Origin of the sequence: Nonomuraea sp. NPDC050153 (assembly GCF_044460125.1) — a bacterium.
Taxonomy (GTDB): domain Bacteria; phylum Actinomycetota; class Actinomycetes; order Streptosporangiales; family Streptosporangiaceae; genus Nonomuraea.
In genome coordinates this window covers 301525-327157 of record NZ_JBITJQ010000008.1, presented here as the reverse complement: position 1 = coordinate 327157, position 25633 = coordinate 301525, and the positions used below count along the sequence as shown (strand labels likewise).

At 70.4% G+C, this 25633-nt stretch carries 27 protein-coding genes and 3 tRNA genes; 11 read left to right on the top strand and 19 right to left on the bottom strand.

The annotated features are described in order from the left end of the window. Nucleotides 1-121: 121 nt before the first annotated feature. Nucleotides 122-1087 carry a thiamine-phosphate kinase gene (locus ACIBQ1_RS22790; protein ID WP_397280280.1) on the bottom strand — a complete coding sequence of 322 codons (966 nt, stop codon included), beginning with the start codon at nucleotides 1085-1087 and terminating at the stop codon, nucleotides 122-124. Nucleotides 1088-1134: 47 nt separating this feature from the next. On the opposite strand from ACIBQ1_RS22790, the gene ACIBQ1_RS22785 reads away from it, so the two are divergent. Both ACIBQ1_RS22785 and ACIBQ1_RS22780 read left to right on the top strand, forming a co-directional pair. After that, a complete protein-coding gene (locus ACIBQ1_RS22785) occupies nucleotides 1135-1368 on the top strand; it encodes an Lrp/AsnC family transcriptional regulator (protein ID WP_106249262.1) in 234 nt (77 codons plus the stop codon). A 13-nt stretch (nucleotides 1369-1381) separates the two neighbouring features. After that, the gene (locus ACIBQ1_RS22780; RefSeq protein WP_397280279.1) at nucleotides 1382-1813 is read left to right on the top strand and encodes a DUF3515 family protein; all 432 of its coding nucleotides are present in this window, start codon (nucleotides 1382-1384) and stop codon (nucleotides 1811-1813) included. Between the two features lie 7 nt (nucleotides 1814-1820). Here ACIBQ1_RS22780 and ACIBQ1_RS22775 read toward each other — a convergent pair whose 3' ends face one another. The 3 genes from ACIBQ1_RS22775 to ACIBQ1_RS22765 form a co-directional block, all read right to left on the bottom strand. Next, nucleotides 1821-2915 carry a D-alanine--D-alanine ligase family protein gene (locus tag ACIBQ1_RS22775; RefSeq protein ID WP_397280278.1) on the bottom strand — a complete coding sequence of 365 codons (1095 nt, stop codon included), beginning with the start codon at nucleotides 2913-2915 and terminating at the stop codon, nucleotides 1821-1823. 75 nt (nucleotides 2916-2990) lie between these two features. Beyond that, entirely contained in the window at nucleotides 2991-4001 is a 1011-nt protein-coding gene (locus tag ACIBQ1_RS22770) for an NAD(P)H-dependent glycerol-3-phosphate dehydrogenase (protein WP_397280276.1), read from the bottom strand. A gap of 4 nt (nucleotides 4002-4005) precedes the next feature. Then, nucleotides 4006-4716, bottom strand: a complete 711-nt coding sequence (locus ACIBQ1_RS22765; protein WP_397280274.1) for a lysophospholipid acyltransferase family protein — start codon at nucleotides 4714-4716, stop codon at nucleotides 4006-4008. Between the two features lie 80 nt (nucleotides 4717-4796). Here ACIBQ1_RS22765 and cofC point away from each other — a divergent pair, with 80 nt between their 5' ends. Together cofC and ACIBQ1_RS22755 are read left to right on the top strand one after the other, a co-directional pair. Then, a complete protein-coding gene (gene cofC, locus ACIBQ1_RS22760) occupies nucleotides 4797-5432 on the top strand; it encodes a 2-phospho-L-lactate guanylyltransferase (protein ID WP_397280272.1) in 636 nt (211 codons plus the stop codon). 42 nt (nucleotides 5433-5474) lie between these two features. Beyond that, nucleotides 5475-5765: a hypothetical protein gene (locus ACIBQ1_RS22755; protein ID WP_397280271.1), complete on the top strand. Its 291-nt coding sequence runs from the start codon at nucleotides 5475-5477 to the stop codon at nucleotides 5763-5765. A gap of 65 nt (nucleotides 5766-5830) precedes the next feature. On the opposite strand, the gene ACIBQ1_RS22750 is transcribed toward ACIBQ1_RS22755, so the two are convergent. The 4 genes from ACIBQ1_RS22750 to leuC form a co-directional block, all read right to left on the bottom strand. Then, nucleotides 5831-6130, bottom strand: a complete 300-nt coding sequence (locus ACIBQ1_RS22750) for an HU family DNA-binding protein (RefSeq protein WP_397280268.1) — start codon at nucleotides 6128-6130, stop codon at nucleotides 5831-5833. 100 nt (nucleotides 6131-6230) lie between these two features. After that, on the bottom strand, nucleotides 6231-6458 hold the full coding sequence (locus ACIBQ1_RS22745) for a hypothetical protein (protein ID WP_355380484.1): 228 nt from the start codon (nucleotides 6456-6458) through the stop codon (nucleotides 6231-6233). Then, complete coding sequence (gene leuD, locus ACIBQ1_RS22740) at nucleotides 6437-7024, bottom strand: 3-isopropylmalate dehydratase small subunit (protein WP_397280266.1); 588 nt, start codon at nucleotides 7022-7024, stop codon at nucleotides 6437-6439. Before leuD ends, ACIBQ1_RS22745 begins: the two co-directional genes overlap by 22 nt. Nucleotides 7025-7038: 14 nt before the next feature. Further along, nucleotides 7039-8424: a 3-isopropylmalate dehydratase large subunit gene (gene leuC / locus ACIBQ1_RS22735; RefSeq protein ID WP_397280264.1), complete on the bottom strand. Its 1386-nt coding sequence runs from the start codon at nucleotides 8422-8424 to the stop codon at nucleotides 7039-7041. A gap of 209 nt (nucleotides 8425-8633) precedes the next feature. Between leuC and ACIBQ1_RS22730 the strand changes: the two genes are divergently transcribed. Beyond that, a complete protein-coding gene (locus tag ACIBQ1_RS22730; RefSeq protein ID WP_139632184.1) occupies nucleotides 8634-9350 on the top strand; it encodes an IclR family transcriptional regulator in 717 nt (238 codons plus the stop codon). 58 nt (nucleotides 9351-9408) lie between these two features. Next, nucleotides 9409-11118 (top strand): hypothetical protein, encoded by a 1710-nt coding sequence (locus ACIBQ1_RS22725; RefSeq protein ID WP_397280262.1) that lies wholly within the window; start codon nucleotides 9409-9411, stop codon nucleotides 11116-11118. A gap of 622 nt (nucleotides 11119-11740) precedes the next feature. Here ACIBQ1_RS22725 and ACIBQ1_RS22720 read toward each other — a convergent pair. The 4 genes from ACIBQ1_RS22720 to ACIBQ1_RS22705 all read right to left on the bottom strand — a co-directional run bounded on the left by ACIBQ1_RS22720 (nucleotide 11741) and on the right by ACIBQ1_RS22705 (nucleotide 14753). After that, nucleotides 11741-11813 (bottom strand) — tRNA-Glu (locus tag ACIBQ1_RS22720). 18 nt (nucleotides 11814-11831) lie between these two features. Then, nucleotides 11832-11907, bottom strand: a tRNA-Glu gene (locus ACIBQ1_RS22715). A gap of 608 nt (nucleotides 11908-12515) precedes the next feature. Then, a complete protein-coding gene (locus tag ACIBQ1_RS22710) occupies nucleotides 12516-13181 on the bottom strand; it encodes a response regulator (protein WP_397280260.1) in 666 nt (221 codons plus the stop codon). Nucleotides 13182-13319: 138 nt separating this feature from the next. Next, complete coding sequence (locus ACIBQ1_RS22705) at nucleotides 13320-14753, bottom strand: histidine kinase (RefSeq protein WP_397280258.1); 1434 nt, start codon at nucleotides 14751-14753, stop codon at nucleotides 13320-13322. Nucleotides 14754-14863: 110 nt separating this feature from the next. Between ACIBQ1_RS22705 and ACIBQ1_RS22700 the strand changes: the two genes are divergently transcribed. Further along, nucleotides 14864-15790, top strand: coding sequence for an alpha/beta fold hydrolase (locus ACIBQ1_RS22700; protein WP_397280256.1), 927 nt, complete (start codon nucleotides 14864-14866; stop codon nucleotides 15788-15790). A 5-nt stretch (nucleotides 15791-15795) separates the two neighbouring features. Here ACIBQ1_RS22700 and ACIBQ1_RS22695 read toward each other — a convergent pair. Beyond that, nucleotides 15796-15867 (bottom strand) — tRNA-Gln (locus tag ACIBQ1_RS22695). Nucleotides 15868-16033: 166 nt separating this feature from the next. Here ACIBQ1_RS22695 and ACIBQ1_RS22690 point away from each other — a divergent pair. Further along, a complete protein-coding gene (locus ACIBQ1_RS22690) occupies nucleotides 16034-18001 on the top strand; it encodes a M3 family metallopeptidase (protein WP_397280254.1) in 1968 nt (655 codons plus the stop codon). A 44-nt stretch (nucleotides 18002-18045) separates the two neighbouring features. Here the strand turns inward: ACIBQ1_RS22690 and gltX are convergent, their stop codons facing one another. Both gltX and ACIBQ1_RS22680 read right to left on the bottom strand, forming a co-directional pair. Beyond that, nucleotides 18046-19419: a glutamate--tRNA ligase gene (gltX, locus tag ACIBQ1_RS22685; protein WP_397280252.1), complete on the bottom strand. Its 1374-nt coding sequence runs from the start codon at nucleotides 19417-19419 to the stop codon at nucleotides 18046-18048. Continuing rightward, nucleotides 19412-20188, bottom strand: coding sequence for a fumarylacetoacetate hydrolase family protein (locus tag ACIBQ1_RS22680; protein WP_397280250.1), 777 nt, complete (start codon nucleotides 20186-20188; stop codon nucleotides 19412-19414). The genes gltX and ACIBQ1_RS22680 overlap by 8 nt, the downstream gene beginning before the upstream one ends. A gap of 135 nt (nucleotides 20189-20323) precedes the next feature. Between ACIBQ1_RS22680 and ACIBQ1_RS22675 the strand changes: the two genes are divergently transcribed. Then, nucleotides 20324-20668, top strand: a complete 345-nt coding sequence (locus ACIBQ1_RS22675; RefSeq protein WP_397280248.1) for an antibiotic biosynthesis monooxygenase family protein — start codon at nucleotides 20324-20326, stop codon at nucleotides 20666-20668. Nucleotides 20669-20773: 105 nt separating this feature from the next. Here ACIBQ1_RS22675 and ACIBQ1_RS22670 read toward each other — a convergent pair whose 3' ends face one another. Continuing rightward, on the bottom strand, nucleotides 20774-21370 hold the full coding sequence (locus ACIBQ1_RS22670) for an HD domain-containing protein (RefSeq protein ID WP_397280246.1): 597 nt from the start codon (nucleotides 21368-21370) through the stop codon (nucleotides 20774-20776). Nucleotides 21371-21595: 225 nt separating this feature from the next. On the opposite strand from ACIBQ1_RS22670, the gene ACIBQ1_RS22665 reads away from it, so the two are divergent. After that, nucleotides 21596-23152 carry a heparinase II/III family protein gene (locus ACIBQ1_RS22665; protein WP_397280244.1) on the top strand — a complete coding sequence of 519 codons (1557 nt, stop codon included), beginning with the start codon at nucleotides 21596-21598 and terminating at the stop codon, nucleotides 23150-23152. Nucleotides 23153-23216: 64 nt separating this feature from the next. Here ACIBQ1_RS22665 and ACIBQ1_RS22660 read toward each other — a convergent pair whose 3' ends face one another. Beyond that, nucleotides 23217-23972 (bottom strand): SDR family NAD(P)-dependent oxidoreductase, encoded by a 756-nt coding sequence (locus ACIBQ1_RS22660; RefSeq protein WP_397280242.1) that lies wholly within the window; start codon nucleotides 23970-23972, stop codon nucleotides 23217-23219. A gap of 71 nt (nucleotides 23973-24043) precedes the next feature. Here ACIBQ1_RS22660 and ACIBQ1_RS22655 point away from each other — a divergent pair, with 71 nt between their 5' ends. After that, on the top strand, nucleotides 24044-24664 hold the full coding sequence (locus ACIBQ1_RS22655) for a TetR-like C-terminal domain-containing protein (RefSeq protein WP_397280241.1): 621 nt from the start codon (nucleotides 24044-24046) through the stop codon (nucleotides 24662-24664). Nucleotides 24665-24677: 13 nt separating this feature from the next. Here ACIBQ1_RS22655 and ACIBQ1_RS22650 read toward each other — a convergent pair whose 3' ends face one another. Both ACIBQ1_RS22650 and ACIBQ1_RS22645 read right to left on the bottom strand, forming a co-directional pair. After that, nucleotides 24678-25202, bottom strand: a complete 525-nt coding sequence (locus ACIBQ1_RS22650) for a hypothetical protein (RefSeq protein ID WP_397280239.1) — start codon at nucleotides 25200-25202, stop codon at nucleotides 24678-24680. Nucleotides 25203-25244: 42 nt separating this feature from the next. After that, complete coding sequence (locus tag ACIBQ1_RS22645) at nucleotides 25245-25625, bottom strand: nuclear transport factor 2 family protein (protein ID WP_397280237.1); 381 nt, start codon at nucleotides 25623-25625, stop codon at nucleotides 25245-25247. Between the last annotated feature and the right edge of the window lie 8 nt (nucleotides 25626-25633).

Genomic DNA, 25633 nt, shown 5'->3' with positions numbered 1-25633 from the left:
GCCCTTTCTCGCGGTTACAGTGGCCGCCAATCTTCATAACACCTTCGCGACACCCTTGTCACAGCAATCCCCGGAGTCCCACCACAAATCCGGAAAATGTCACTCAAATCGGGACAAGTCATCACCGAAAGTGATCCCAGCCGCGCCGGCCGATCTCGCGCCCGTGCACCAGCACGCCTTCACCCGCCGTCGCCCGGCCCACGACCTGCCACGACGGCGGCAAACCCACCTCTGGGGGAAAGACCGCGGCGAGCGCGTGATCCTCGCCACCCGTGAGCACCCACTCCAGCGGATCGACCCCCAGCTCCTTGGCCGCGACCGCCACCGGCTCCCCCACGGCGAACGCCCGCGGGTCCAGCTCGATGCGCACGCCGCTGGCCTCGGCGACGTGGCCGAGGTCCTGCAGCAGCCCGTCGCTGACGTCCAGCATGGCGCCGGCGCCCAACTCGGCCGCGAGCGGCCCCATCGCGTACGGAGGGCTGGGCCGCCGATGCGCGACCACGACCTCCTCCAGGACGGGGTTCTCCGGCACGCCCGCCTCCAGCAGCGCCCACCCGGCGGCGGCGTATCCCAGCCGCCCGGCCACCGCCACCACCTGCCCCGGCCGGGCGCCCGCACGCGTCACGGGAGCCCGCCCGCCCAGGTCGCCCAGCGCGGTCACGCCGATGACCACCAGGTCGCACCTGGTGATGTCGCCCCCGGCGACGCTCGCCCCGACCACCGCGCACTCGTCGCGGAACCCGTCCGTCAGCGCGTCCAGCCACACCAGAGGCAGATCGGCGGGCACGCCCAGACCGACCACCAGGGCCGTCGGCTCGGCGCCCATGGCGGCCACGTCGGCCAGGTTCTGGGCCGCGGCTTTACGGCCCACGTCGTAACCGGTGGACCAATCCCGGCGAAAATGTCTACCCTCGATCAGCAAATCCGTAGAAACCACGACCCGGCCGTCGGGCGCGCCGACCACTGCGGCGTCGTCACCCGGACCGAGCATTACCGCCGCACCCTGGGGCAGACGTCCGGTAATCCGATTTATCACTCCGAATTCGCCGAGATCTCCGACTGTGATGACGCACCTCCTGACGCACACAGGGTACGGTGGCTCTTCGGCGTGATCCAATCGCCCGGGAGGACGTGATGGTGCAGGCCTACATCCTTATTCAGACCGAGGTCGGCAAGGCCGCTGCCGTGGCTCGCGAGATTTCCGGGATTCCCGGGGTCACTCAGGCGGAAGACGTGACGGGGCCTTACGACGTGATCGTGCGCGCGGAGGCCAACAACGTCGACGAACTGGGCAAGCTCGTCGTGGCACAGATTCAGGCGGTGGAAGGGATCACGCGTACCCTTACGTGTCCGATCGTCCACATCTGAAGGTAGTCGTCGCATGCGTGCCGCCGCCGTCCTGCTCGTTCTCCTCGCGCTCGCCGGTTGCGGCGGCACCGTACAGGTCGAGCCGCCCAAGCCGACGGGTGAGGCGGTCGCGGCCTGCGGCAAGCTGGCGACGCTGCTGCCCGAAACGCTCGACGGCGACCGGCGTGGCACGTCCACGCCCGAGTCGCCGTACGTGGCCGTCTGGGGCGAGGGGACCGTCGCGCTGCGCTGCGGCGTGCCCAGGCCCGTCAGGATGGCGGCCACGGACCAGCTCCAGGTGATCGGCGGGGTGGGCTGGTTCGCCGATCCGGACCGGCCCACCCTGTTCACGGCGGTCACGGACCTGGCCTACGTGGAGGTCACGGTCGGCGGCGAGCACGTGGCCGCCGAGGTGCTCGCGGACCTGTCGAAGCCGATCGACCAGGTCGCGCCCTCGTCCCAATGACCCTTTCTCAACGCAGGCCCGTGGACCGCGCCAGCGCGAGCTGGATGAGCCGGTCGACCAGCGCCGGGTAGTCCAGCCCCGAGGCGGCCCAGAGCTGCGGCGCCACCGACAGGGACGTGAACCCGGGCATGGTGTTGATCTCGTTGAAGATCAGCTCGCCGTCGGGCGTGTAGAAGAAGTCGACCCGCGCGAGCCCCTCGCAGTCGAGCGCCTCGAACGCGCGCACCGCCATGGCCCGCAGCTGCTCGGCCGCCTCCTCGGGGAGGTCGGCGGGCACGGTGAGCGACATCTGGTCCGGGTAGTACTTCGCCTCGAAGTCGAAGAACTCCTGGCCGCCCTCGACCTTCACCTCTCCGGGCTGAGACGCGACCGCGGGCTCGTCGCCGAGCGACTCCAGCACCGCGCACTCGATCTCGCGGCCCACGATCGCGGCCTCGATGAGCACCTTGGGGTCGTGCTGCCTGGCGACCTCCACGGCCGACTCCAGCTCGCCCGGATCGTGGGCCTTGGAGATGCCCTGCGAGGACCCGGCCCTGGCGGGCTTGACGAACACCGGCCAGCCGAGCGCCTCGGCCTCCTTCAGCACGCGGTCGCGGTCGAGCCGCCAGTCGCGGTCGCGTACGACGACGTGGCGGCCGATCGGCAGCCCGGCGGCGGCCATCACGGTCTTCATATGGGCCTTGTCCATGCCCACGGCGCTGGCCAGCACGCCAGAGCCGACATAGCGCACCCCGGCCATCTCCAGCAGGCCCTGGATGGTGCCGTCCTCGGCGAACGGCCCGTGCATCACGGGGAACACCACGTCCACCGCGCCGAGCTCCACGGGGATGCTGCCGGGGTCGAACGCCACCAGAGAGCTCCCGCCGGACGGCAGCGCCAGCGCCGCGCCCGAGGTGTCGACGACCGGCAGCTCGCCCGATTCGATGGCGAACCGCTGGTCGGAAGCCGCCAGCACCCACCGGCCGTCCTGGGCGATCCCGATGGGGATCACCTCGTACTTGCTCCTGTCGATCGCATCCAGGACACTGCCCGCGCCCATCAGGGACACGGCGTGCTCAGAATTGCGGCCTCCGAAAACAACGGCGACGCGTGGCTTGCTCATGGTGTCCGAATCTACCGGGGTGTCCGGGGCACAGCGAGCCAAGCACGCCGTAATCAGGTCTTTCTCACTCACGGCTTACACGCCGTAACGTTCCGGTTTGGGGGAACGTGACATGAGCAGCGTGCCCGCCTCGGCCGGTGACATGCCGTCGTGCACCACTCCGACCACGACCTCGGTGATCGGCATCTCGACGTCGTGCTTCCTGGCCAGCTCCAGCACCGACTCGCAGGACTTCACGCCCTCGGCGGTCTGCTTGGTGGCGGCCACGACCTCGGCGAAGGTCATGCCCCTGCCCAGGTTCTCGCCGAAGGTGCGGTTGCGCGACAGCGGCGACGTGCAGGTCGCCACGAGGTCTCCCATGCCCGCGAGCCCCGCGAACGTGTGCTGGTCGGCCCCCAGGGCCGCGCCCAGGCGGGAGATCTCGGCCAGCCCCCTGGTGATGAGCATGGCGCTGACGTTGTCGCCCATGCCCATGCCCGCGGAGACGCCCACGGCCAGCGCGATCACGTTCTTCACCGCGCCGCCCAGCTCGACGCCGACCACGTCGGTGTTGGTGTACGGGCGGAACCACGGCGGCAGGTGGCAGATCGACTGCAGCCGGGCGGCGACCGACTCGTCGGAGCAGGCGACGACGGTGGCGGCGGGCTGGCGTTCGGCGATCTCCCTGGCCAGGTTGGGCCCGGAGACGACCGCGACCCGCTCCTCGGGCACCTCGGCGACCTCGCGGATCACCTCGCTCATGCGCTTGGCCGTGCCCAGCTCGATGCCCTTCATCAGGCTCACCAGGACCGCGTTCGGGGGGATGTGCTCGCGCCAGGCGGCCAGGTTGGGCCGCAGCTGCTGCGACGGAACGGCCAGCACCACGAACTCGGCCCCGTCGAGCGCCTGAGCCGGGTCGGTCGTGGCGCGCAGCTTCTCCGGGAGGGGGATGCCCGGCAGGTAGTCGGGGTTGGCGTGGTCGCGGTCGATCGTCTCGACCAGCTCCCGCCTGCGCCCCCAGAGCGTGACCTCGTTGCCGGCCTCAGCCAGGATCATCGCGAACGTGGTGCCCCATGAGCCCGTCCCGAAAACGGCCACCTTTGTCATGCCATCACCGCCTGGTCGGATCGTATGGGGTCTCGGGGGCCTTCTCGCCGCGCAGCTCGGCGAGCTGCTGGGTGATCGCGGCCGTGATGTCGGCCGTCGCCTCACGCAACACGTCGGCCTGGATCGGCCGGCCCGCGTACTTCGACAGGTCCACCGGCGGGCCCACCGCCACGTGGAACGTCTTGCGCGGGAACAGCCGGGGCTTCTTCTCCCCGTACGGCAGCAGCTCGTGCGCGCCCCAGTGGGCCACCGGGATGACCGGCGCGCCGCTCTCCAGCGCCAGCCGGGCCGCGCCCGTCTTGCCCACCATCGGCCACAGGTCGGGATCGCGGGTGCAGGTGCCCTCGGGGTAGAACAGGATCGCGCCACCGTCCTTGAGCCGCTGAGCCGAAAGGTGCAGAGACTTGGCCGCCTCGGCGCTGCCCCTGTCGACGGGGACGGCCAGCAGCCCCGTCACCGCCTTCCCCAGGAACGGCACTTTGAACAGAGCGGCCTTGGCCAGGATTACCGGCCAGCGCCCGTTGTTGTAGAGGAAGTGCGAAAGCAGGACCGGATCAGTCCAGGAGAGATGGTTGGTCGCGATGATCACTCCGCCGGTGCGCGGGATGCGCTCCCCACGACGCCAGTCCCTCTTGACCAGGAGCCAGGACAGCGGTTTCACGACGACGACTGCCAGGGTTTCCCAGAAACGCGACGGTCGCGCGGGGCGGCTCATGGTCTCCTCCAACACGTGCGGGATGCGCCCCAAGTCTCCCGGTTGGCCGCGCGGGATGTCGAGGCGGGATGCTTAAGACTATGAGCATCCGCTGGTCGCTGGTGGTCCCGGTGAAGACGCTGGTCGCGGCGAAGACGAGGCTGGCGGCGGCCACGGGCCCGCACCGGACCAGGCTGGCCGTGGCGGTGGCCAGCGACACGGTGTCGGCGGCGCTCGCGTGCGCGCGGGTCGCCCGGGTGATCGTGGTGACGGCCGACCCCGCCGCCGCCGGACCCCTGGGCGCGCTGGGGGCCGAGGTGGTGCCCGACCCGGACCGCGGCCTGAACACCGCCCTGCGCACCGGGGCCGCCCATGCCGTACGCGTCGCGCCCGGCGACGCGGTGGGGGCGCTCCAGGCGGACCTGCCTGCCCTGCGGCCGGCGGAGCTGGGGACGGCGCTGGCGGCCGCCGCCGAGTTCGACCAGTCCTTCGTGCCGGACGCGCTCGACGTCGGGACGACCTTCTACGGGGTGCGGCCAGGGATGCCGTTCACGCCGAGGTTCGGCGGGGAGTCGCGGGCCAAGCACCTGGCGGGCGGGGCGAAGGAGCTGTGCGTGCCGGGGATCGACTCGGTGCGGCGGGACGTGGACACGCCCGACGACCTGCGCGCGGCCGTCACGCTGGGCCTGGGCCGCCACACGGCTGCGGTGGTCGCCGAGCTGTGGCCCGGCTCATGAGATCACGCGGCGGCGCTGATGGGCGGGGCTCATGCCGCCGTCATGACCCTGGTGGCCTCGCCGGGCGGGGGCGAACGAATTACGCTGGTCTGCGTGCAGGGGACGGTACGCAGCTTCGACGAGACCACGCGCTCGGGGACGGTGTTCCTCGACGACGGAACCGTGCTGGAGTTCGGCACGCCCGCCTTCGACGCGGGGCCACTGCGGTTGTTGCGCACGGGGCAGCGGGTCAATCTGGGGATGTCCGGCGGGCAGATCGCCTACATCACGCTCTCGACCTTCCCGGTCCCCGACGCCTTCGGCGGCCGGCCGCCGGCGGGCGATTCCGAGTAACGAGGATTGCCGGCTGAAAATGCAAACGCCCGGGCCGACGGCCCGGGCGCGCTCGTGCTCTGGGTTTACCTCTTCTTGCCGATTTTCTTGCCGCCCTGGTTGACCAGCTCCTTGAAGTCGGAGCCCGGACGGAACTTCGGTCCCCAGCTCTCGGCGACGTTGATTTCCGCGCCCGTCGACGGATTCCTGGCCGTGCGGGCGGGCTTGTTCACCATCTCGAATGCGCCGAAGCCCGTGATCGAGACCTTGTCGCCGCTGGCCACGGCCTTCTGGATGGTGTCGATGACCGCGTTAACGGCCTCGGTGGCCGTCTTCCTGTCGCCCACCCGATCAGCGATGGCCTCGACGAGTTCTCGCTTGTTCATGAAAGTCCTGCTCCCCCAGTTACGGCTCGGGGTTCCAGCTCACGAGTTCGCCGTAGAAACCCCTTACGGGCTTTGAAAGTAGGCGGGATCGCGGATGAACTCAATCACCTAGCGCGTTTTCCTCACTACGTGGCGTGTCGAGAGAGGCCAGAAAGGCGTCGAGCCGGGCGGCGGCCCTTTCCGGATCCCGCTTCGCCAGGTCGCAAATCGCGAGGTAGCGGCGGGCCAGCCGGTCCTTCTCGGCGGCGGGGAGCATGCGGACGCGGCGGTGCGCCTCGCGCAACCGCCGCGCCAGTTCGTCGTCTTCTAGACGGTCGTCGGCAGCCATGGCTGCCGACCATTCTCGTACGCCGCCACATCGTCGGCGTGACGCAGGGTCAGCCCGATGTCGTCGAGGCCCTCCATCAGCCGCCAGCGGGTGTAGTCGTCGATCTCGAACGCGACGACCTCATCGGCCCAGCGGACCTGGCGCTCGGCCAGGTCGACGGTGACCTCGAGCTTCGGGTCCGCCTCGACGGCCGCCTGCAGCGCCTCGACCTTGTCGCCCGGCAGGATGACCGGCAGCAGGCCCATCTTCGTGGAGTTGTTGCGGAAGATGTCGCCGAAGCGGGCGGCGATCACGACGCGGAACCCGTACTGCTGCAGCGCCCAGACCGCGTGCTCGCGCGAGGAGCCGGTGCCGAAGTCGGGGCCGGAGACGAGGATCGAGCCGCCCTCGTAGGACGGGTCGTTCAGCACGAACGTCGGGTCCTCGCGCCAGGCCGCGAACAGGCCCTTCTCGAAGCCCGTGCGGCTGACCTGCTTGAGCCAGACGGCCGGGATGATCTGGTCGGTGTCGACGTTGCTGCGGCGCAGCGGCACCGCCGTACCGGTGTGGGTGGTGAATGCTTCCATCGGTCCAGGTCTCCTTACAGGTCGGCGGGCGCGGTCAGCCGGCCGGTGACGGCGGTCGCGGCGGCGACCTGCGGCGACACCAGGTGGGTGCGGCCGCCCTTGCCCTGGCGGCCCTCGAAGTTGCGGTTGGAGGTGGAGGCGCTGCGCTCGCCGGGCTTGAGCGTGTCGGGGTTCATGCCCAGGCACATCGAGCAGCCGGCCTCGCGCCACTCGGCGCCGGCGGCCTTGAACACCTCGTGCAGGCCCTCCTGCTCGGCCTGCAGCTTGACCAGCATCGAGCCGGGGACGATCAGCGTGCGAGTCTTCACCTGGCGGCCGCGCAGGATCTCGGCAGCCGAACGCAGGTCCTCGATGCGGCCGTTGGTGCACGAGCCGACGAAGACCGTGTCGACCTCGATCTCACGCAGCGGCGTGCCGGCGGCCAGGCCCATGTACTCCAGCGCCCGCTCGGCGGCCGAGCGCTCGACGGGGTCGGAGAAGCTCTCCGGGGACGGGACGGCCTCGCCCAACGGCAGGCCCTGGCCCGGGTTGGTGCCCCACGTGACGTACGGGGTCAGCGTCGAGGCGTCGATCTCCACGACCTTGTCGAACACGGCGTCGTCGTCGGTGCGCAGCGTCTTCCAGTATTCGACGGCCTGGTCCCACGCCTCACCCTCGGGCGCGTGCGGGCGGCCCTTCAGGTACTCGAACGTGGTCTCGTCCGGCGCGATCATGCCGGCGCGGGCGCCTGCCTCGATGGACATGTTGCAGACCGTCATGCGGCCCTCCATGGAGAGCTTGCGGACGGCCTCGCCGCGGTACTCGACGATGTAGCCCTGGCCGCCACCGGTGCCGATCTTGGCGATGATGGCCAGGATCAGGTCCTTGGCGGTCACACCCGCGGGCAGCTCGCCGGAGACCTCGATCGCCATCGTCTTCGGCCGGTAGGCGGGCAGCGTCTGCGTGGCCAGCACGTGCTCGACCTCGGAGGTGCCGATGCCGAACGCGATGCCGCCGAACGCGCCGTGCGTCGAGGTGTGCGAGTCGCCGCACACGATCGTCATGCCCGGCTGCGTCAGCCCGAACTGCGGGCCGATGATGTGCACCACGCCCTGGCCGGCGTCGCCCATCGGATGGAGCCTGATGCCGAACTCGGCGGCGTTCTTGCGCAGCGTCTCGACCTGCGTCTTGGACACCGGGTCGGAGATCGGGCCGAGCACGGTCGGCACGTTGTGGTCCTCGGTGGCGATCGTGAGATCGGGCCGCCGCACCTTCCGGCCGGCGAGACGGAGCCCGTCGAACGCCTGCGGGCTGGTCACCTCGTGAATGAGGTGCAGGTCGATGTAGAGCAGGTCCGGTTCGCCCTCGGCACGCCGGACTACGTGTTGCTCCCAGACCTTCTCGGCCAGTGTGCGGCCCATGATCTCCTCCTGTTTGTTCGCGATGCGCCATCGCACCGCTTGCTCAGGCCCGGTCCCGCCGGTCGCCGCTCCGGGGGACCAGCGCTCCCACCTGCCTGTCGCTCGGGTCCGGCCTCTTCCTTCCTCGGTCCGGAGACCGGCGCTCCTCGCGGCGGCGGGAGTTTGCCTCCGACTTGCCTTCTCATATGTCGAGACGGCAGTATCGGTGTATGGACAACTCTAGCGGAGTCGGAGTACTCGACAAGGCAGTTCTTGTACTCAATGCCCTCGAAGCGGGACCCGCTTCACTGGCGCAGCTCGTCCAGGCCACCGGTCTGGCCCGCCCCACGGCCCACCGGCTGGCCGTCGCACTTGAGCATCACCGCATTGTGAGTCGTGACACACAGGGCAGGTTCGTATTGGGCCCCCGGCTTTCCGAGTTGTCCACAGCAGCCGGCGAGGACCGGCTGCTGGCGGTGGCCGCCCCCGTACTCATGCAACTCAGGGATCTCACCGGGGAGAGCGCGCAACTCTACCGCCGCCAGGGCGATGAGCGCGTCTGCGTCGCCGCCGCCGAACGCGCCAGCGGCCTGCGGGACACCGTACCGGTGGGCTCCGCGCTGCCCATGACGGCGGGCTCGGCGGCGCAGATACTGCTGGCGTGGGAGGAGCCGGACCGGCTGCACCGTGGCCTGCGCGGCGCCAAGTTCAGCGCCGCCACGCTCGCCTCCGTACGGCGCCGCGGCTGGGCCCACAGCGTCGGCGAGCGCGAGCAGGGGGTGGCCAGCGTGTCGGCGCCCATAAGGGGCAGCGGCGGCAAGGTGATCGCGGCCGTGTCGGTCTCCGGCCCCATCGAACGGCTCACGAGGGCACCGGGACGGCTCCACGCGGTGCCCGTCATGGCCGCGGCCGAACGTATAACAGAGGCAATGCGTCGCACGTCATGATCGGCGAAAGCAGGTATTTGGGGAGCCGAGTGCCTCGTGGGCGCACTAGCCTGAGTGCGTGACAGATCGCATCGAGGTAGCCGCCACTGAGCTGCGACCCCTGCTCGAAGAGTTCATCATGTGGGCGCGTGCGAACGCCCCCGGAAGCGACCCCGAGCTCGTGGGGCCCGCCGCACTGTGGCACCGTCTCGCCTTCTCGCAGGACCTCGGCACGTGGAAGCGCGCCGACCTGCGCAACCTGCTGCTCGACCGCATGCCCAAGGTCGTGGAGGATCCCGACGCAGCCGCCGACGGGATGCTCCCGGCCGTGGACGCGTACCTGACGTTCCTCTCTCAGACCGGCAGGCTGGGCAAGGACTCCGACTCCCTCGCCGATCTGCAGGAGGAGCTCGACGACGTCGAAGACGAGTTCGTCGACCTCATGGAAGAGCTGCTCGACGACGCCGAGGGCGACGACGGGGACGACGAGGTCGGCGATCTGGGCGATTTCGAGCCGTTCGCGGACGACCTCGCCGAGCTCGACACGATCCGGCTGCGGCCCGACTCGGAGCTGGCCGAAGCGGCCCGGCAGGCGCCACTGGTGGCCAAGGCCCGCGACCTCGCCCTCTGGGTGGGGTCCGGCCGCCGGGTGGGCGAGGACACCCTGCTCACCGACACCGAGGTGGAGGAGGCGCTGGCCGCCGTCGGGCTGCCCAAGCCCGACGCCGACGGCCCCATCGCCGAGGCCGTCCCGCAGCTCTGGAACATCTGGAACCTGGCCGTGGACCTGGAGTTCCTCCAGCCCGGCGAGGGCAACACGGTCGCGGTGCAGGACGACACCTCGGAGTGGCCGTTCGACGACGACGAGGACGTGCTCGACGCCTGGATGCTCGGGCTCCACTCCGTCGACTACGGCGACCCGGAGCTGAGTGACGAAGACCTCACGATGGCGCTGGCGGGCCTGACCCGGGGCCTGCTGGTCAGGCTGCTGCTGGCGGGCGGCTCGCGCGACCTCGACGAGCTGGCGCAGGACCTGTCCGAGTCGGCCGCCGACCTCGACGAGCTGGGCTCGGACGCGTGGGAGGCGGCCGGCGAACCGCTGGCCCCCGCGATCGACTGGCTCGTCGGGTACGGCATGGTCGAGGTCGACGGCAGCACCCTCCGCCTCACGCCGCTCGGCACCGAGGGCGTGGTCCACCTGGTGGACGACGCCGACATCGAGGTGGACGCGCGGCCCGCGATCGAGTCCATGAGCGCCCACGAGCTGCTGGCCCTCAGCGCCGAGCTGCCCGAGGACGAGGCGGACGCGGAGTTCGCGGCCTGGATGCGGCTCCGGGAGCCGGGCAAGGCGGCCGAGGAGCTGCTGGACGCGGCGGCCGAGGACGAGAGCGACGCGCTGATCAGGGTGCAGGCGGCCAGCGTGGTCGGCACCCTCGGCGAGGCCGCCATCCCGGCCTGGCAGGCGGCGCTCAAACAGCCCTCGCTCCGGCCGTACGCGGCCACCCACCTGAGCCAGCTGGAGGTCCCGGGGGCACCCGAGCCCACGCAGGACGACACCCACTGGCTGATCCTGGACATGTGGACGATCTCGGCCGGGCTGGGGCGCTCCGAGTTCGTCAGCAGCCTGCGGGACATCGGGCCCGAGATGGTCAACAGCCTGCTCGAGGTGATCTGGCGGATTCCGCACGCGCACGTGGAGGAGCTGCTGGACCTGATCTCCCAGGTCCACCCGGACAAGCAGGTCGCCAAGGCGGCCCGCCGCGCCCTCTTCAAGGCCCGCTCGGTGTGACATCCCGCTCTTCGGAGGCCCCCGCCGCGAACCACGGCGGGGGCCTCCGTCTTTCCTGACCCGCCCGGCACCTGGGCGTCCCGGGACCTGCCACGCCACGAGCCACCGACTCACGGCGACCAAGCTCCTCGGGTCGTGCGCACTCACAGCGAGCGACCCACCCACCGCACAGAGCCGAACACCTCAGGGTCCCCGCACACACCGCGCCAAGCCAGACGTCTCGGAGGCCCGCACACACCACACAGCGCCAGACATCTTGGGGCCTCACGACGCCACGCAGCACGCCGGACACCCCAGGAACACCCACACACCACACAGCGAGCGCCCACCGCCGCAGAGGGTCCGACACCTCGGAACCAGCAGACCTCGGGCCGGCGCCTCAGCGCTTGTGGCCGGGCCTGTTGAGTCTCGCCCGCTCACGACGGGCAGCCCTCCGCCCGGGGCCGGACGTCTCGGGTCTCTTGCGTCCTTCATGCCTCGGGCCCGACCCGTCACACGTGGCGGGGCTCTGAGCGGAGAGACGGCCGTGAGGTGTGGTCGGCCGCCGGTACGAGCACCCGCCAACCCGCCGAAAAAGCAAAACGCTCCGGGGCTGTGCGCTCCGGAGCGAGTGTAGTAGACGTAGTCCCGACCGGATTCGAACCGGCGCTACCGCCTTGAGAGGGCGGCGTCCTGGGCCACTAGACGACGGGACCTTCGCTGGCTTGTAACAGTGGTAGTCCCGACCGGATTCGAACCGGCGCTACCGCCTTGAGAGGGCGGCGTCCTGGGCCACTAGACGACGGGACCCTGTCCACAAGCTGCTGGTGCCGGGATCTCCCCCGGCAACGCAGGTAACTCTACCGCACCCCGGAGACCACTCCAAACTGCTTAACGGCCCATCAGATCGGGCCTGTGGCGGCGAACCCAGTCCCCCATCGCCCCGCCTTCCCACAGCGGGTCGAACTCCCCGAGCGGGATGGCCACCTCCGGCCGACCGGTGACCGGGTCCACGGGACCTGGGCCGGCCGCTCGCGCATCCAGCCCGGCGCCCGCGGCGGCAGCGTCCGCTCGCCCCACCCGACGAGCCCCACCGAACGCAACGGCTCCACGCGCACCCGCACACCGCCCAGGCGTCCGATCCACCTGGGGCCGGCCGGCTGGGTGTCCACGACGTCGATCCTGGTGAGGTCGGGCCGGCGGAGGCGGGGCGACGAAGCGTGGGAAGTTGCCCGCGCGAATGCGAAACTCATCCATAAGTCGGGCGGACTCTACCCAAACCACTGCCACGACTCCACCCTCATCACCACCACACGCCCCTCACCCACCGACCCGAGTGAGATCGGTGGGTCAACCGGTGACTCCACCCCCATCACCACCACACACCCACACCCACCAACCCGAGTGAGGCGGGCGGGTCAGCCGGTGAGGAGACCGCGGCGGTAGGCCTCGGCCACGGCTGAGGCGCGGTCGCGGACGTCGAGTTTGGCGTAGATGTGCAGGAGGTGGGTCTTGACGCTGGCCTCGCTGATGAACAGGCTCGCCGCCGCCTCCTTGTTCGTCGCTCCTCCCGCCACCAGGCGCAGCACCTCCAGTTCGCGTGGGCTGAGCTTCCCCCTGGCGGGTCTGCGAAGGGCCTCCGCGAGGCGTCCGGCCACAGCGGGGGCGAGGACGGTCTCGCCTCGGTGGGTGGCGCGGACAGCGCGTACGAGCTCCTCCGGCGGGGCGTCCTTCAGCAGGTAGCCGGCGGCGCCCGCTTCGAGGGCGGGCAGGACGTCGGTGTCGAACGTGGTCAGGACCAGCACCCGCGGGCCCGTGCCGCTGAGGCGGCGGATCGCGGTGACGCCGTCCATCCCCGGCATGCGCAGGTCCATGAGGACGATGTCGGGCCCGAGCTCGGCGGCCAGGCGTACGGCCTCCGCGCCGTCGGCCGCCTCGCCGACGACCTCCAGGTCGGGCTCGCCACCGAGTGCGGCGCGCAGGCCGTCGCGCACGATGGGGTGATCGTCCGCTATCAGCAGCCTCAGCCGCATCTCTCCCCCTCCGGCCAACGCTTGTCCCTCCCCCGTCAGCGTCTCATCCATCGCCCCTCCAAGTCGGCCCGGTCCAAGGCCGATCGACCAGGTGTCAGGCTCGCCCCCACCCGAGACCCCGCCGCCGCTTCCCCGCCCACTCCCCCGTAGGGAGACCGGCCCAGCCGTCCCATGCCGACGTCTCGCGGGTCACCCGGGGTCGCCTTCGGCGGGCATGGCGGGGATTTCGGCGGCGACGGTGGTGCCCTGGTTCGGGGCGGATTCGAGGTGGAGGGTGCCGCCGACGGCGTGGGTGCGCTGGCGCATGCCGTCCAGGCCGAAGCCGTCAGCGGGCTTCTGCGGGTCGAAACCGGCGCCGTCGTCGCGAATGTCGAGGAGGATGGTTTCGTCCGTGTACGACAGAGTCAGGCCCGTCCTGGTGGCTCTGGCGTGCTTGGCGACGTTCGCCAGCGCCTCCTGGGTCACGCGGTACAGGGTGTCCTCGATGGGGGCGGCCAGGGCGACCGGGGTGCCGGTGATCTCCAGGGTCAGATGCACTCCGGCCGAACGCGACCACGACTCGGCCAGGTCCGTGATCGCGTCAGGGAGCCTTGAGGTCTCCAGCGGCTCCGGGCGCAGGGCGCGTACGGACCGGCGGGCCTCGGAGAGGCTGCGGCGGGCCAGCTCGGCGGCCTGGTCGAGGTGGCGGCGGGCCTCGGCCGGGGAGGCGCGGTCGGCGGCGTTGAGCTGGCCGATCAGGGCGACGAGGTCCTGGGCGACCGTGTCATGGATCTCGCCCGCCACGCGGTGCCGCTCGTCGCGTACGCCCGCCCGCCTGGCCTGGTCGAGGAGCAGGGTGTTGAGGGAGGCGTTCTCGGCCATCGCGGCCCGCAGGCGCTCGACCAGGCGGCGGCGCTTGTCGTGCTCGCCGGAGACGTACCAGCCGGCCGCGACCAGCGGCAGCGCCACGCCCGCGATCACGGTGAACAGGGTGCCCTGGGCGCCAGGACCCGCCTGGGCGGTCACGACGACGGCGGCGGTGAGCGTCACGCCCGCCATGATCAGCCGGGCCGGGAGCAGGGCGATGGCCAGCGGGTAGCCGATCGAGGCGAAGACGACGAAGACGGGGCTCGCGGCCGTCAGCGCGCAGGCGAGGGCGATCAGCACGAGGTAGTGGCCCACGACGAGCGCGCGGCGCGTGTCGCGGCGGGGGTGGAGCCAGCCGATCGGCGCCAGCCACACCGCGGCGGCCAGCGCGACCCCGGGCCACCACGGCGCGAACGACCCCGGACCGGAACCGAAGTACGCGGCCGACCCACCGGCCCACGAACCGGCCGCCGCAAGGCCACTGCCGAACAACGGACCGGCCGCCGCGAAGCCGCCGTCGAACCACGGACCGGCCGCCACAAGACCGCCACCGGCCCACGAACCGGCCGTCGCGAGAGTGCCGCCGGTCGCCGCCCATCCCGGGCCCGCCGTTTCGGCGAGCCAGACCGCGAAGGGACCGGCCAGCCAGCGCAGGAGCGGCCAGGGCGCGCCACCGGACGGCGCGTCCGCGAGGGCGGCCGCGGTCGAGGAGATCCCGAGCAGCCCGTAGGCCAGGCACAGGAAGGCCCAGCGCTCGCGCCCGTCGAGCCAGCTCATGAGATCCAGCCCGGGCACGTCGTCAACCGATCGGTGGATGCCGGGCGTCCACCGCACGACGAGCCGGCCAGGCGATGCGCACCCGCCCTGAGCTGGGCGAACATCGAGGCATGAGTATTCCGACCCGTAGGGACATGTTCCAGTACGCCGCCGTCGCGGGTGCGGGCGCCGTGGGCGCCTCGGCCGCCGGGCGCAAGAGGGAAGTGACCACGTACGTCTTCGTGACCGGCTCGAACGGCGTGGCCAGCGGCGACTCCGAGCTGGCGCTGCGCGGCCACCGCACCGTCGGCGTGAACCTGCCGGGGCACGGCCCCGAGGAGCAGTTTCACCTCGCCTACCAGAGCCCGCAGGACCTGGAGAAGCTGGCCACGCTGCCGTCGCCGGTGGCCGGGGTCACGCTGGACGACTATGTCGAGGCCACGGTGAACGTCGTGCGCCGGGCCGCCAAGCACGGCCCGGTGATCCTGGTGGGCGGCAGCCTGGGCGGCGCGACCATCACGAAGGCGGCCGACGCGGTGCCCGACCTGATCGACCTGCTCGTCTACGACACCGCGTTCTGCTGCACTAACCTGCGCTCGCCCAACGACTATCTGGAGACTCCGGAGGGCAAGGAGAGCCTGGCGGCCGGCGTGGCGTCGGGGATCATCGCCGACCCGAGGGTGATCGGCGCGATCCGCATGAACTGGCGCACGAACGACAGGAAGTTCTTGGAGGCGGTCAAGGCGGCGTTCATGGCCGAGGCGAGCGAGGGCGAGCTCCTGGCCATGCTGAACACGTTGCTGCCGGATGAGAGTCTCCAGGTGGGGAGCGCCGACGCCCGGGGGCGCAAGGAAGCGTGGGGACGGGTGCCGCGCGTCTACATCAGGCACACGCGGGACAAGGTGATCCCGCTCGCACTGCAGGACCGGATGATCAAGGAAGCGAACGCGGCCACGCCAGGCAACAAGTTCAAGGTTTACTCGGTGGAGACTTCGCATGCGCCGACGGCCAGAACGTATCGGCTGATTACCGAAATCCTGCACAAGCTGGCGAAATGATAATGCTGGGGTACCAGGACTCGAACCTAGACTAACTGAACCAGAATCAGTCGTGCTGCCAATTACACCATACCCCACCGCTCGCGAACCTCTGTGAGGTGCGCTTCGGCGACGTCCGAAAGAATAGCCCAGCTCCGGGGTTAAGACCAAAACGAATAGCCGACGTGCTCTCCACGGCCCACAGCACCGGCCCTCACGTGCCAAGCTGAAGAGGACAAAACACCACGTGGAGGAGCCCCACCGTTGGCCGGTAACCCGTTCTTCACCGCTAGCAACCTGCCGTACGAGCTGCCGCCCTTCGCCGACGTCCGCGAGGAGCACTACCTGCCCGCGTTCGAGCGCGGCATGGCGGAGCAGCTGGCGGAGGTCGGCGCGATCGCAGACAGCAGCGAGGCGCCGACGTTCGACAACACGATCGCCGCGCTCGAGCGGTCGGGACGGATTCTCGACCGCACGGCCACGGTCTTCTTCAGCATCGCCGCCTCCAACACCACCGACGGCATCATGGAGATCGAGAAGGCGATCTCTCCCCAGCTGACCAGGCACGGCGACGCGATCCGGCTCGACCGGGCGCTGTGGGCGCGCATCAAACAGGTGACCACGGAGGACCCCGAGGAGGCCTGGCTGCTGGAGAAGTACCGGGAGGACTTCATCAGGGCCGGCGCCGACCTGTCGGAGCCGGACCAGGACCGGCTCCGGCAGCTCAACGAGGAGCTGTCGAAGCTCTCGACGGAGTTCGCGCAGACGCTGCTGAAGGCATCGACGGAGTCGGCGCTGGTGGTGGCGGACCCCAAGGAGTTCGACGGCTTCGACCAGGCCAAGATCGAGTCGCTGCTCAAGGACGGCGAGTACGTCCTGCCGCTGCTCAACTTCACCGCCCAGCCGGGCCTGGCCCAGCTCACCGACCGCGACGTCCGCCGCAGGCTGTACGAGCTGAGCGTCGGCCGGGCACCGGGCAACTTCGGGCTGGCGGCCAGGATGGCGGGGCTGCGGGCCGAGCGGGCGGCGCTGCTGGGCTTCCCCAGCCACGCGGCGTACGTGGTGGCCGACCAGACGGCCAAGACCGTCGAGGCGGTCGAGGCGATGCTCGGCCAGCTCGTCGCCCCCGCCGTGCGCAACGCGCGGAAGGAGGCCGAGGCGCTGTCGGAGCAGGCCGGGTTCGACATCGAGCCGTGGGACTGGTCGTACTACTCCGAGAAGGTGCGCCAGGCCCGCTACGACTTCGACGCCGCCGAGATGCGGCCGTACTTCGAGCTCGACCGGGTCTACCGTGACGGCATCTTCTTCGCGGCGGAGAAGCTGTACGGCCTCACCTTCGCCGAGCGGTCCGACCTGGGCGGCTACCACTCCGACGTGACGGTGTACGAGGTGTTCAACGAGGACGGGAGCCGGCTGGGGCTGTTCGTGCTCGACCCGTACGCGAGGGCGACCAAGCGCGGCGGCGCGTGGATGAACAACCTGGTCGACCAGTCGTTCCTGTTCGGGCAGCTGCCGGTGGTCATCAACAACCTCAACGTCACCAAGCCGGCCTCGGGGCCGACGCTGCTGACGTACGACGAGGTGAACACGGCCTTCCACGAGTTCGGGCACGCGCTGCACGGGCTGTTCTCCCAGGTGCGCTTCCCGCGCGTGTCGGGCACCCACGTGCCGCGCGACTTCGTCGAGTACCCGTCACAGGTCAACGAGATGTGGGCGACCTGGCCCGAGGTGCTGGCCAACTACGCCAAGCACCACGAGACGGGCGAGCCGATGCCCGCCGAGCTGGTGGAGAAGCTGACGGCGGCGGAGAAGTTCAACCAGGGCTTCAAGACCGTCGAATATCTCGCCGCCACCCTGCTCGACTGGGCCTGGCACAAGCTGGCGCCCGGGGAGACGGTGGCCGACGCCGAGGCGTTCGAGTCCGCGGCCCTGGAGTCCGCCCAGATCGCCCTGTCACAGGTCGGGCCGCGCTACCGGACCAACTACTTCGCGCACATCTTCTCCGGCGGCTACAGCGCCGGCTACTACTCCTACATCTGGAGCGAGGTGCTCGACGCGGAGAGCGTGGAGTGGTTCAAGGAGAACGGCGGGCTCACCCGGGCCAACGGCGACCACTTCCGCCGCGAGTTGCTCTCCCGCGGCGGCAGCCTCGACCCGCTGACCGCGTTCCGCAATTTCCGCGGGCGCGAGCCCAGCATCCAGCCGCTGCTCGTCCGCCGCGGCCTCGACTGAGCCCGTGCGCCGGCGGCCCGCCCTGCGGGCCGCCGACCGCCGGATCAGCCCTTCAGGCGGGCCAGGGCGGCGCGCAGGCGCTCCTGCACCCGGGCGCGGCCGAGCACCTCGATCGACTCGAACAGCGGCAGGCCCACCGTCCGGCCGGTGATCGCCACGCGGACCGGCGCCTGCGCCTTGCCGAGCTTGAGCCCGTACGCGGTGCCGACCTCCTCCAGCGCCTCCTTGAGCGACTCGGGGTCCCAGCTGACCGTCTCCAGCCGCGCCAGGTAGTCGGTGAGGATCTCCACCGGGGAGTTCTTCATCGCCTTGTCCCAGGACGCCTGGTCGAAGGCCGGCTCCTCCAGGAAGAGGAAGTCGACGTTCTGCCGGATCTCCGACAGCACCCCGATGCGGGTCTGGGCCAGCGCCGCGACCTTGCTGAACAGCTCGCGGTCCCAGGAGAGGTCGAGGTAGGGCGCGCAGCGCTCCTCGAACGTCTCCAGCGGCAGCGCCCGGATGTACTCGCCGTTGAACGCGCGCAGCTTCTTCTCGTCGAAGAACGCGCTGGCGGAGTTGACGTCCTCCAGCTTGAACAGCGGCATCATCTCGGCCCACGGCATGATCTCGCGGTCCTCGCCCGGCCCCCAGCCCAGCAGCATCAGGTAGTTGACCGTGGCCTCCGCGAGGTAGCCCTCCGCGCGGTAGTCCTCCAGGGCCACCTTGTCGCGGCGCTTGGACAGCTTCTTGCGCTGCTCGTTGACGATCACCGGCAGGTGCGCCCAGACCGGCGGCGTGGCGCCCAGCGCCGGCCACAGCAGCATCTGCTTGGCCGCGTTGCCGAGGTGCTCCTCTCCGCGGACGACGTGGGTGATGTTCTGGGTGATGTCGTCGACCGCGTTGGCCAGCACGTAGAGCGGCGAGCCGTCGGTGCGGGCGATGACGAAGTCCTCCTGCGCCTCGTTGGGGAACTCCACGTTGCCCCGGATGAGGTCCTCGACGACCGTGACGCCCTCGTCGGGGGTGCGGAAGCGGACCGCTCCCTCGGTCAGGCCCCGGCCGCGGCAGTGGCCGTCGTAGCCCCGGTGCTCGGAGCCGGTGCGGGCGACCAGCGACTCGCGCGTGCAGTCGCAGTAGTAGGCCCGGCCGTCGGCCAGCAGCTTCGCCACCGCCTCGCGGTGCTGCGCCTCGTACGCCGACTGGAAGTAGGGGCCCTCGAACGCCGGGTTGCCGCCGTTGATGCCGATCCAGTCGAGGGCGGAGATGATGCCCTCCGTCCACTCCGGACGGTTTCGCGACGCGTCGGTGTCCTCGATGCGCAGCACGAAGCGGCCGCCGGACTGCTCGGCCAGCGCCCAGTTGAACAGCGCCGTGCGGGCGCCGCCCACATGGAACATGCCGGTTGGGGACGGGGCGAACCGCACCCGTACTTCAGTCACGGGAGACCACCTTGTTCGTGAGTGTGCCGATGCCTTCGATGCCGATGCTGACCTCGTCGCCGATCTCGAGCGGGCCGACGCCCGCGGGGGTGCCGGTCAGGATGACGTCGCCGGGGATCAGGGTCATGACCGCGCTGACGTAGGCCACCAGCGCGGGGATGTCGTTGATGAGCTGGCTGGTGCGGCCGCTCTGCCGGATCTCGCCGTTGACCGTGGTCGTCAGCGCCAGGTCGCTCGCGTCGAGGTCGGTCTGGATCCACGGCCCCAGCGGGCAGAACGTGTCGAACCCCTTGGCCCGGGTGAACTGCACGTCCTTCTTCTGCAGGTCGCGGGCGGTGACGTCGTTGGCGCAGGTGTAGCCGAAGATGACGTCCTTGACCCGCTCGACCGGCACCTCGCGGCACAGCCGGCCGATCACCACGGCCAGCTCCCCCTCGTAGTCGACGCGGTCGGACAGCGTCGTGGGGTATGCGATGTTCTCGCCGTGGCCGATCACCGACGTCGACGGCTTCATGAAGATGAGCGGCTCCTCGGGCACCTCGTTGCCCAGCTCGGCCGCGTGCTCGGCGTAGTTTCTGCCGATGGCGACCACCTTGCTCGGCAGCATCGGGGCCAGCAGCTTCACCTGGGACAGCGGGTGACGCTCGCCGGTGAACTGCACCTGGCCGAACGGGTGCCCGGCGACCGCGGAGACGAACTCCTCGCCCGGGCCGCCCTCGACCACGCCGAACGACACGCCTTCGCCTGTGGAGAACCTCGCTATACGCACCTGACAAGGCTAACGCCGCCGCCGCCAGGCTCCGCCCAACACGTGCCCCGTGCCGCGCCGCCGGGATCATGCCCGCGTTAGCCTGGACCTCGCACCTGCTCCGCACCGGGTGGTGCGCTGACGAGAGGGGTCCCGTTGTCCGTCGTGAAGATCAACGTCCTGAACGTGCCCGCCGACATGCGCGAGGAGCTCGAACGGCGCTTCGCCAACCGGGCGGGGATGGTGGAGTCGGCCGACGGATTCGAGTGGTTCGAGTTGCTCAGGCCGGTGGAGGGCACCGAGCGTTACCTCGTCTACACGCGCTGGCGCAGCGAGGAGGACTTCCAGAACTGGCAGCAGGGTGAGGCCTTCCGGCGCGGGCACGCCCAGGCGGCGCAGGCCGCCCAGGGGCAGGGCCACGGCCACGGGCAGGGGCCCGCGGCGACCGGCTCGGAGGTGTGGACCTTCGAGGTCGCCGAGAGCACCGGCCCCAAGTCGTAGCGGCACCGGCCCCCACGGCCCGGCTCTTCGGGGCCGGGCCTTGTGGACCGGGCCTTCGGGCCGCGTTGCCGGCCCGGCTGTCGGACCGGGGACCGGGCGGGGCCGTCAGGCGTCCAGCGGGTTGCGGGCGATGCGGTCCACGATGCCGGCGGGGACGAACTGGCCGGCGAGGCTGGACGGCTTGCGCGCGCCCTGCTCCGAGACGCACGCCCCGAACTCCTTGGCGATCTCCAGCCTCGGGTGGCGCTCCAGTACCTCCCGCCTGATCGCCTCGGGGATCTCCTCCGTACGGCGGCCCGAGATGTCCATGCCGGTCGAGAGCTCCAGCAGGTGACCCTCCGGATCCTCCTCCACCGGCACCTCGTCCCACATGTGCCGGATGATCACCTCGCGGGCGCGTGTCCGCCGCTCGGGCGACCAGCCGGCGCCGGCGCAGAAGACCCAGGCCACCTCGCCGCCCGCCTCCTCGAACGGCACCGAGTGACTGTCGAACTCGGCCACCAGCCCGAGGTCGTGCAGCATGGCCGACACGTAGAGCAGCTCCGCGTCGAACGCGATGCCGTGCCCGCGCGCGTACGCGGCCGCCCACAGGTAGGCCCGGATCGAGTGGTTGAGCAGCGAGGGCGTGTGGTAGCGGGTGGCCACCTCAAGCGCCCCGCGGCAGGCGGGCGTGTCCGGGATCACGAGGTCGTCGAATGTCACCGCACCAGCATGTCGCGCCAGGTACGGCTACGCCATCCAGGACACCGGGGGCGCATCGAGCATCTAACGAATCCGCCACTCAACTTGACCCATTGATCGCGATTCGGAAAGCATGTCCCGCCCTCACTTTTTGTCCCGAAAGGAACTGGCGTGCGCCGCCTCGCGATACCTCTTGCTCTTTTTCTGGCGCTCGGCGGGTTAGCGAGCCCCGCGCATGCCGACAAGGTGACCAGGACCGCGGAGTGCCAGGGCGACTGGCTGCCCGGCACGCCCACGGCCGACGACGTCATGAAGGGCGAGATCTCGCTGGTCGGGCTGCCCGCGTACAAGCTCGGCAAGAAGATCAACTGGGCCGCGAGCCCGTACCGGAACCGTTCGTGGGAGTTCGTGTTCCAGTCGCTGCGCTGGATGGGCACGCTGGTCGTCGCGTACGAGAACAGCGGTGACAAGGACTACCTGGACCGGGCCACCGAGATCGCCAAGGACTGGGCCGCGAACAACAAGCCCGGGGCACGCGCTACCAAGCCGTACGTGTGGAAGGACCATCCCGTCTCGCTGCGCACGCAGCCGCTGCTCTGCCTGAGCATGCACGTCAAGGAGAGCTGGCTGAAGGACAGCCTGGCCGACCACGCCAAGCTCCTGTCGGACTCGCGGCTCTACAAGAAGGGCCACAACCACGGCATCGACCAGGACATCGCGCTCATGGGCATCGGCTGCAGGTACGGCCGCAAGGACTGGGCGGACCTGGCCTCCCGCCGGCTGACCGGCACGGTGAAGCTCGACGTCGACGCGCAGGGCGCGCTGATGGAGCAGGCGCCCCGCTACGCGGTGTACGTCTACAACCGGCTGCAGGTCGCGATGACCAACATGAAGGCGTGCGGCAGGAAGGTGCCCGGCGAGATCGGCAAGCGGGCCGACGCGATGAAGGACTTCATCGCCCACGCCACCATGCCGACCGGCTACATGGTGCCCATCGGCGACGGCACCGCCGAGACCGAGCCGAAGATGGAGACGGGGACGCCCAAGCAGGAGGTCAAGGCGTACCGGGCCGGCTACGTCTTCGGCCGCACGGCCTGGGGCAAGCCCGAGTCGGCGTACTACTCGATCAGGTACGGGCCCGGGCTGAAGTTCCACGGCCACGAGGACCACCTGGGCGTCACGTACTACGCCCAGGGCCGCAACCTGCTGGTGGACGGCGGCTTCCACTCCTACGAGAAGAGCGCCTACCGCTACTGGACGCTCTCGCCCGAGGCGCACAACGTGCCGACGGTGGTCGGCGCCCGCTTCAAGCCGCGCACCTCCTCCAGGCTCGTGGCGGCGAAGTACGGCAAGGACCGGCAGTCGTTCAAGCTGACCGACAAGGCGTACGGGGTCAGCCGCACCAGGTCGGTCCTGGTGAACCACGGCGAGGACCTGATGGCGGTGCTGGACACGGCGTCGGGCGGCAAGAAGATCAGAAACCTCTGGCGGTTCGACCCGTCGCTCAAGCTGGTGTCCAGCGGCGGGGGCAAGGTCGTGCTCGGGGACGGCAAGTTCAAGGTCACCCTGCTGCAGTTCTCGTCGTCGTGCGACCGGGTCGGCGGGCAGAAGGTCGAGCGCGGGGGGAAGGTGGGCTGGGTCTCGCCCACGTACCTGTCGAAGCTCCCGGCCAACGTGGTGGTGTCACCGGCGGCGCGGTCGCTGCTGACGGTGATCGTGCCGGGGACGGACTCGCCCAAGGTGTCCTGCTCGGGCGGCAAGGTCACGGTGGACGGAGTCTCCTTCTCCGCCAAGGCGTTCTAGCGATGAGGGACGGGCACCGGCCGGCGCCCGTCCCTGATCAGCCCCGTCAACCCCATCAGCCCCGTCAGCCCAGGAAAGAACCGCCGCCGTCCACCATGATCGAGCAGCCGGTGACGAACGAGGCGTCCGGCCCGGCCAGGAAGACGGCCGCGCGGCCGATGTCGGCCTCCGCGTCGCCGGTGCGCCGCAGCGACAGACCGGACAGCGCCGCGTCCAGCTCGTCCGGCCGCGTGTCGAAATAGGCTTTTGCCCCTTCGCTGAGCGCGAAGGGGCAGATCGCGTTCACCGTGATGTCGTGGGCTCCCCACTCTCGGGCCGCGGTCCTGGTGAGCCCGCCGACGGCGGCCTTCGCCGAGACGTACGCGCCGTAGCCGACCAGCCCCTGGATCTCGGAGCCCGAACGCAGGTTGATGACCCGGCCCCCGCCCTTGAGGTGGGGGAAGCAGGCCCGCATGAAGTACACGGAGGCCATGGGGCCGGTGCGGAACGCCAGCTCGAGATCCTCGTCGGTGATCTCCTCCAGCGGCACCCCGACGCGTGCGGCCATCGCGTTGTTGACCAGGATGTCCACGGTGCCGAACCGCTCGACCACCGCGGCCACCGCCCCGGCGACGGCGGCTGAGTCGCGGATGTCGCAGGTCAGCGGGATCGCCGCCGTGCCGAGACGCTCGATCGCGCCGGCCGTCTCGGCCGCCGCCGCGCCGTCGAGGTCGACGACGGCGACCGAGGCGCCCTCCTTCGCCATGGCCGTCGCGATGCCGCGCCCGATCCCCTGCCCGGCGCCCGTCACTATGGCGACCTTGCCCTCCAACGAGCCCATGACCGCTCCCTTCCCATACTTTCCGACACCTGTTGGCTAAACAACAGGTGCCGTCAAAGTACGCTAAACCTGTGCCCGAAGAGAAGCCCCCGCCGACCAGCCGCGCCGACGCCGACCCCCGCGCGCGGCGATCCCAGGCAGCGCTGGAGCAGGCGCTGCTGGACCTGGTCCTGGACAGGGAGCTGGGGCAGATCACGGTCGCCGACGTCACCAAGCGGGCCGGCCTGAACCGCTCGACCTTCTACGATCACTTTCCCGACGTCCACGCCCTGGCCGCGTCGGCCTGCGCGGCGATGTTCGACGGCCTGGTCGCCGCCGCTCCCAAGCTGGGCCGGTACGTGGTGGCCCAGAGCGACCCGCCCGCCGAGACCACGCGACTGTTCGCGCACGTCGCCGAGCACGCGCGGCTCTACCGATCGCTGCTGGGCCCCGACGGCAGCGCCCGGCTCCATGACCACCTGCGGCACCGCATGACCGTCGCCATCCACGTCAGCGGACAGCACACCTCACCGGACGACGGCAGCCCCACCCACGCCGACGATCCCGCGGACATCCCTCATGACGTTCCGGCGGCGTTCATCGCGGGAGCGCTGCTGTCGGTGGCCGCGGACTGGGTGCGGCGAGGTTGCCCGGGCACGCCCGAGGAGCTCGCGGCGACGGTCTGGCCCCTGATGGTCCGCGCCTCGTCGTGAGCCGTACCCCGGATCAGGGTGGGCTCGCGTCGAAGTTCCAGCGTTCGGGGAGCTCCCCGTCGCATATGGCGCAGAAGAAGTGGCCGTCCTTGACCACGTTGCGCTCCCCGCACCGCGGACAGCGACGGAACACGATCTCGACCGTGAACCGGCCTGGATGGCCCACACCGGCCCGGTCCAGCGCGGCGCCGACCACCGGCCAGGAGCCATCCTCCGGGCAGTAGCCCGTCGACTGGTTGCTGACCTCCTCGGCCGCCCAACCGGTCGGCACCTCGGCGAAAAGGATCTCCCCCGCGCTCAGGACCGGCTCACCACCGGCGCACGCCACGTGCTCGCTCCGGCGCGGCGCGAGTCTGAGGTCGCCCTCCAGGTCGACGACGAACGTGAAAGGCTCTCCCCGTTCGGCGCGACCGCGTTCGCCCAGCCAGGCGGCGAGGTCCTCCCGCGTCCTGATCACCCGGCCGACGACCTCCGCCCGGACCGCCGTCAGCACCTCGGCCGGGCCGACATAGCGATAGCGCCGCGCTCCCTCCGCCACCACGCGACGGTAGCAGCCCGCGGACTTCCCGGGCCTTCGGTGTCAGAACATCCCGTTCGGGATCTCACCGGGGTCGGGCACCGGCTGCACCACGTCCCAGTGCTCGGCGACCTGCCCGTCCACCATCCGCCAGATGTCCACGACCGCGATCCCGCGCTCCTCTCCGGGCGGGACCATGTGATAGTGAAGCACCACATGCTCGCCCTCGGCGACGACCCGCTTGAGGTCGAGCCTCGCCCCGGCTACCGGGGAAGAGGCGATGAACTCGATGAACGCGTCCCTGCCTGAGGGGTTCCCCGGGCTGTGCTCGACGAAGTCCTCCCGGAGCAAGCCGCGAAGTATCTCCACGTTGCCCGCCGCGAACTCCGAGAAGCCGCGCAGGACGATTTCCTTGTTGCGTTCGACGATGTCGTTCTCACTCATGCGAACCA